Annotated in this window: 6 protein-coding genes; 4 read left to right on the plus strand and 2 right to left on the minus strand. The window is 69.6% G+C overall.

The annotated features are described in order from the left end of the window. Window positions 1–89 precede the first annotated feature (89 nt). Both xylA and xylB read right to left on the minus strand, forming a co-directional pair. Window positions 90–1,247, minus strand: a complete 1,158-nt coding sequence (gene xylA, locus VS93_RS25720) for a xylose isomerase (protein ID WP_046472437.1) — start codon at window positions 1,245–1,247, stop codon at window positions 90–92. Window positions 1,248–1,272: 25 nt separating this feature from the next. Continuing rightward, window positions 1,273–2,679, minus strand: coding sequence for a xylulokinase (gene xylB / locus VS93_RS25725; RefSeq protein ID WP_046472438.1), 1,407 nt, complete (start codon window positions 2,677–2,679; stop codon window positions 1,273–1,275). A gap of 122 nt (window positions 2,680–2,801) precedes the next feature. Here xylB and VS93_RS25730 point away from each other — a divergent pair, with 122 nt between their 5' ends. The 4 genes from VS93_RS25730 (at window position 2,802) to VS93_RS25745 (ending at window position 5,684) form a co-directional block, all read left to right on the plus strand. Beyond that, window positions 2,802–4,118 carry an ROK family transcriptional regulator gene (locus VS93_RS25730; protein WP_046472439.1) on the plus strand — a complete coding sequence of 439 codons (1,317 nt, stop codon included), beginning with the start codon at window positions 2,802–2,804 and terminating at the stop codon, window positions 4,116–4,118. Between the two features lie 215 nt (window positions 4,119–4,333). After that, window positions 4,334–4,540: a cold-shock protein gene (locus VS93_RS25735; protein ID WP_046472440.1), complete on the plus strand. Its 207-nt coding sequence runs from the start codon at window positions 4,334–4,336 to the stop codon at window positions 4,538–4,540. Window positions 4,541–4,659: 119 nt separating this feature from the next. Continuing rightward, window positions 4,660–5,193: a GNAT family N-acetyltransferase gene (locus VS93_RS25740; RefSeq protein WP_046472441.1), complete on the plus strand. Its 534-nt coding sequence runs from the start codon at window positions 4,660–4,662 to the stop codon at window positions 5,191–5,193. Window positions 5,194–5,282: 89 nt separating this feature from the next. Beyond that, the gene (locus tag VS93_RS25745) at window positions 5,283–5,684 is read left to right on the plus strand and encodes an ACT domain-containing protein (RefSeq protein ID WP_236700742.1); all 402 of its coding nucleotides are present in this window, start codon (window positions 5,283–5,285) and stop codon (window positions 5,682–5,684) included. Window positions 5,685–6,108: the final 424 nt, after the last annotated feature.

A 6,108-nucleotide genomic window follows, 5' to 3' on the forward strand; every position in this document is an offset into this window, starting at 1 on the left:
TACCGCTTCCCGCGGGCGCGGGAAGCGGTCGTGCCGTGCGCGGCGCCGCGCACGGCACGACCGCTACGGCGGGACGGCGGGCGGGCCCGTCAGCGGACTCCGAAGAGGTGGTCCAGAGCGAGCTGGTCGAGGTGTTCGAAGTGGTAGCCGCGCCCACCCGCCTCCTCGACATCGAGTTCCTCGGCCAGCAGGTCCGCCACGCCCTCCCCAGGACCGAGGGTGGACCGGGAGAGCTCGGCGACACCCGCGGCGGCCAGCGCGTCGGCGACCTCCGGGTCGGCCCGGAAGGCAGCGGCCTTCTCCTTGAGGATCAGGTAGTTGCGCATGCACGCGGCCGCCGATGCCCACACACCGTCGATGTCCTCGGTCCTGGGCGGCTTGAAGTCGAAGTGCCGCGGGCCGTCGTAGCCGGCGCTCTCCAACAGGTCGACCAGGAAGAACGCCTCCTTGACGTCTCCGGCGCCGAAGCGCAGGTCCTGGTCGTACTTGACCCCGCGCTGACCGTTGAGGTCGATGTGGAAGAGCTTGCCGTGCCAGAGTGCCTGGGCAACGCTGTGCGAGGCGTTCAGACCGGCCATCTGCTCGTGCCCGACCTCGGGATTGACCCCGACCATCTCCGGGTGTGCAAGCTCGGTGATGAAAGACAGGGCGTGGCCGACCGTGGGGAGCAGCACGTCCCCGCGCGGCTCGTTGGGTTTGGGCTCCAGGGCGAACCGGAGGTCGTAGCCCTGCTCGCGGACATAGCCGCAGAGGAAGTCGAAGGCCTCGCGCAGCCGGTCCAGGGCGGCGCGGTCGTCCTTGCCGGCTTCGCTCTCCGCCCCGTCCTGGCCGCCCCAGCAGACATAGGTGCGCGCGCCCAGTTCGGCCGCGAGGTCGATGTTCCGGATGACCTTGCGGAGCGCGTAACGGCGGACCTCGCGGCGGTTGGAGGTGAAACCGCCGTCGCGGAAGATCGGGTGGCTGAAGAGGTTGGTGGTGAGCATCGGCACCACCAGGCCGGTCTCGTCCAGAGCGGAGCGGAAGCGCTTCAGGATCGCGTCGCGGGCGGCGGCGTCGCTCCCTGGCGGGATGAGGTCGTCGTCGTGGCAGGTCACCCCGTAGGCGCCCAGCTCGCCGAGGCGGCGCACGGTCTCGGAGGGATCGAGCGGAGGACGAACGGCGGCACCGAAGGTGTTGGCACCCTGCCAGCCCACCGTCCACAGACCGAAGCTGAACTTGTCGTCGGGTGTGGGGCGGTAGTCGCTCACTGCGTGACCTTCTCTTTCGGTTCGGCTATTCGCCGTCGCCTACGACGGAGGCCCGGACGGCGGCGTACTGCTCTCGGATGGAGGGCACGAGACCGGTGTCGCGAACCTCCGGTTCGGCCAGGCTGGCCCAGGCGGGTGGTTCGGCCGTCCCCGACAGCGCCCACGCGGCCTGGCGGGCGGCGCCGTCGGCCACGTACTCGCTCTCCTCGGGCACGGCGACGGGGCGGCCGAACACCTGCGGCGCGATGGCTCGCACGGCGGCCGAGCGGGCACCGCCCCCGATCACCAGGACGCGGTGCGCCGGCATCCCTTCGGCGGCGAGGGCGTCGACGGCGTCGGCCAGCCCGCACAGCATTCCTTCGACGAAGGCGCGCGCCAGGTGGCCGGGTGTCAGGTTGTCGCCGGTCACTCCGCTGAGTTGCCCGGTAGCGTCCGGAAGGTTCGGGGTACGCTCGCCTTCGAGGTAGGGCAGCAGCGTCAGGCCGCCCGCCCCCGGGGGTGCGCTTAGCGCGAGGGCGTCGAAGGTGTCCCGGTCGACACCGAGCGCCGCCGCGCCGGCGGTGAGTACCCGGGCGGCGTTGAGCGTGCATACCAGCGGCAGGAATCGGCCTGTGGCATCGGCGAATCCGGCGATCTGGCCGGAGGGGTCGGCGATGGGGGTGTCGGCCACGGCGAACGCGGTCCCGGACGTACCGATGGAGACGACCACATCACCGGGGCGTGCGGCCAGCCCCAGCGCCGCGCCCATGTTGTCGCCGGTCCCGGCCGCCACGACCTCTATGGGCGCCGGCCCGTCGCCAGAAGCCGAGGGCAGGCTCTCGGCGGGCGCGGCGATTCGTGGTGTGCGCAGGTCACCGCCGAAGGCCATGCGGAGCAGGTCGGGCCGGTAACCGCCCTCGGCCGGCGAGTAGTAGCCGGTGCCCGAGGCGTCACCGCGATCGGTCGCGGGCTCGCTGGAGCCGGTGAGACGCCAGGTCAGCCAGTCGTGGGGGAGCAGGATGTCGGACACGCGGGCCGCGTTGCCGGGTTCGTGCTCGGCGAGCCAGCGCAGCTTGCTGACGGTGAAGCTCGCAACGGGGACGCTGCCGACGGCCCGCGCCCATTGCTCGGCCCCGCCCAGCTCGGAGACGAGGTCCTCGGCGGCCTGCGCCGAACGGGTGTCGTTCCACAGCAACGCGGGACGAACGACCTCGCCCGTGTCGTCAAGGGCGACCATCCCGTGCTGCTGGGCCGCGACGGCTATGGCCGCCACGCCGTCGAGCAGGCCGTCCTCGGAGGCGGTGAGGAACGCGCGCCACCAGACTTCCGGGTCGATCTCTGTCCCGTCCGGGTGCGGTGCCTGCGCCTGGCGCACCAGCGCGCCGTCTTCCGCTCGGCGCACCACGATCTTGGTGGCCTGGGTGGAGGAGTCGACTCCGGCGACGAGCGTCATGGCGCCTCCGTGCGAGCGCGGTGCGGGAAGTGATTCTCGCAGTTAGTTTGGTGACCGAACGAACTAAAGTCAATACGCTGACGCTGAACACAGTGGCGCGTCCGGCCGGGAGGGGAACGCACATGGGCGGTGACACGGTGGCGCCGGAGGGGGCAGCGGGGGTGAGCGGGCAGCGTGCGATCCGTGCCAACAACCTCGGCGTCGTGCTGCGCACCGTGCGGCGACTGGCTCCATGCTCGCGGGCCGAGGTCGCCGCGGCCGCCGGACTGACCAAGTCGACCGTCTCCAGCCTCGTCGCCGAGCTGATCGAGTACGGCCTGCTGCGGGAGAGCGGGGCCACGTCGGTGCGCAAGGTCGGCCGGCCCGGACTCATGCTGGAGGTGGACGAGAGCTCCGTGGCCGCCATCGGGCTGGAGGTCAACGTCGACTACCTGACGGTCGTCGCGCTGGATCTCACGGGGGGCGAACTGTTCAGCAGGCACATCGACTTCGACGCCCGCTCGGCCGGGCCGGCGGCGAGCGTGTGCCGGATGGCCGGCCTGATCGCCGACTCCCTGGTGGACCCCCTGCTCTCCCAGCGCAGGATCCTGGGTGTCGGTATCGCCGTTCCCGGTCTGATCGACACCGCCACCGGTACCGTCCGCAACGCCCCGAACCTGGGATGGCGGGATTTTCCGCTGGGGGAGTCGCTGGCCGCCTCGCCGACCGCGCCGATGCTGCGCGGGATACCGGTGCTCGCGGACAACGACGTCAGTCTCGGAGTGCTGGCCGAGCACCGCCACGGCCACCTGGCGGGCACGCCGGACCTGGTCTACATCACCGGCGAGGTCGGCATCGGCGCCGGTCTGCTCGCCGACGGGGTCCTGCTGCGCGGCGCGGGCGGGTACAGCGGGGAGATCGGGCATATATCGCTGCTACCCGGCGGTCCCGCGTGTGTGTGCGGCCGCCACGGGTGCCTCGAAGCGCTCGCCGGAATCGAGGCGATCCTCCGCCGGGCCGTACCCGACCTGGTGACCGATGGTCCTTTGAGCGGGGCGGCGCTCGCACAGGCCGTGCAGGCGACCGTCCAGCGGGCCGAATCCGGCGAGGACGGCGTGTGCGACGTCCTCCGGGAAGCCGGTACGTGGTTGGGGCGCGGCGCCGCGATCCTGGTGAACCTGCTCGATCCGCAAGCGGTCATCCTCGGCGGGTATTTCGTTCCCCTGGCTCCCTGGATCCTGCCTGCCGGGGAGTCGGAGCTGCGCACTCGGATGATCGCCCCCGCCGGCGAGGATGACCGGTTGCAGCCGTCGGTGCTGGGGCTGAGCGCGGCGGCCAGAGGAGGTGCCGCCGCGCTGATCCAGGCCCTTGACCGGGGACGGCTGCCGTTCCCCTCGCGAGTGGCACCGACCGCGAGCGGGGCACCGGATACGGGGAGTACACGTATCGGCAGCGCATGACCGCAGGACAAGGTGGCTACCGTCACATGACGCCTGGGGTGTGGGTGTGCTAACGTTAACGGTGGGTTGCAGTCTTGATTTCGCTTGGTCGCATGTGATCGCCCGCGGAGTTTTTGACCAGCGGGCGTTTTTCGTTTCCGAAGAAGGTTCGCAGCACCCGCAGACGCCGCAGAGTGCGGTTCTGGTATTGATCTTCGGAAATGGGGAGATCTCGCATGGCGCAGGGAACCGTCAAGTGGTTCAACGGCGAAAAGGGCTTCGGATTCATCAGCCAGGACGCCGGTGGCCCCGACGTTTTCGTGCACTACAGCAACATCAACGGGACTGGCTTCCGCAACCTGGAAGAGAACCAGCGCGTTGAGTTCGACATCACGCAGGGCCCCAAGGGCCCGCAGGCCGAGAACGTGCAGGGAATCCTTTAGTCCCTGATTGCTGGCTTTAGAGCGGGGGCCGTTCGATCTGTCGGGCGGCCCCCGTCGCGTGTCCGGGAAGCACTGTCGTGCGGGGATTGAACCCGGCTCGCCCCGGAAACATTCGTGCTATGGCTGAGCTGCGCACCCCGCGACTGGTCGTCCGCCACTGGGAGGACTCCGATGCCGAAGCGGCCCTGGCGGTCTACGGCGCCGAGGAGGTCGCACGGTGGCTGACACCGGTGATGCGGACCGTGCAGGATGTCCAGGCGATGCGGTCGGTGCTGCACGCCTGGGTGGAGGCGCAGCCCAACCTGGTCCCGCCAGCGGGGCGTTGGGCGATCGTGCGTCGCGAGGACGGCCTGCTCGTCGGTGGGTTGTCTCTGCGGCTGCTGCCTCCCTACGAGGAGGACTTCGAGCTGGGCTGGCAGATCAGGCCGGATCTGTGGGGCAACGGCTATGCCACGGAGGCCAGCAGAGTGATCATCCGATGGGCTTTCGACCAGGGGATCGAGGAGCTCTTCGCGGTGGCCAGGCCTGACAACACCCGGGCGATAGGCACGGCCCGGCGTCTGGGCATGGAGTGGGTGGGCGAGACCGACAAGTACTACGACCGTGTTCTCCAGGTGTTCCGCATCCGCCCGTCGGAAATGGGGCGAGCGTAGCGTTGGGGGACCGTCCGCCCGGATCCGCTGCGCTCACGTCCGGGATCCGTATGACCCGCCGTGCGACGAGCGCAGGGGGAGGGGAGGCGGTGAGCACCGCCGAGCACGACCTGTCCCGGTTGCTTACCGGCATGGAGCCCGAACTCCGTCCGGGGGCCTACGTCTTCGCCCGATGCGCTCACCGCGACCCGCTTCCAAAGGGCGTGCGCCCGGTGGTCACCGTGGCCGAGGACGAGGCGCTCACCGTGGTCTGCGCCAAGGGTGAGGCCGACGCCGCGGGGTTGGCCTACGACTACGTCGCCGGCTGGATCACGCTGCGGATCCACTCGGCGCTGGAGGCCGTCGGTCTCACCGCCGCTGTGTCGTCGACGCTCGCCGAGGCGGGGGTGTCCTGCAACGTTGTGGCCGGCTATTATCACGACCACCTGTTCGTCAGCTACGAGGACGGTCCGCGCGCCGTCGAGCTGCTGCGGGAGCTCGACGCACCCTAGAGTGCGTCGAGCGGGACACCGCTCCGTTCAGATCTACGGAATCTACAGCGTAAAGGCAGGTTGACCGGTCGCCCCGAAACGACCAGCGACACCGCCAGTCCACGCAGTGAACTCGACATCGTCGATAAGCGAACATGCGCGGTCGGCGTGGACCAGGACGATGGCAATTCCGCGTTCGACATCCGCGAGAAGACGGTCCGGCCTTTTGCCGCGGGGGGCAGACACGCGGCTATGCGGGGCCTGGAGGGTCGATGACAGCGGGCGGAACGTGCGCCGAGTGCGCGGCCGCTTTGGTGCTGGAGCTCATCTGTCTCCGCTGTAAGCGGCTGTTAAAATCTACGCTGTAAAGGTAGCTTATTGTTGCACCCCATCCCTACAAAACCACAAAAAACACACCCAAAGGCATTGACTTCCTCCCCTTCCT

The sequence above is a fragment of the Allosalinactinospora lopnorensis genome, assembly GCF_000981225.1.
GTDB classification, from domain to species: Bacteria; Actinomycetota; Actinomycetes; order Streptosporangiales; family Streptosporangiaceae; genus Allosalinactinospora; species Allosalinactinospora lopnorensis.

Excerpts from the sequence above, each read along its gene's own strand:
- xylB (WP_046472438.1), bottom strand. The coding sequence starts at position 2,679 with ATGACGCTCGTCGCCGGAGTCGACTCCTCCACCCAGGCCACCAAGATC.
- VS93_RS25730 (WP_046472439.1), top strand. The coding sequence starts at position 2,802 with ATGGGCGGTGACACGGTGGCGCCGGAGGGGGCAGCGGGGGTGAGCGGG.
- VS93_RS25735 (WP_046472440.1), top strand. The coding sequence starts at position 4,334 with ATGGCGCAGGGAACCGTCAAGTGGTTCAACGGCGAAAAGGGCTTCGGA.
- VS93_RS25740 (WP_046472441.1), top strand. The coding sequence starts at position 4,660 with ATGGCTGAGCTGCGCACCCCGCGACTGGTCGTCCGCCACTGGGAGGAC.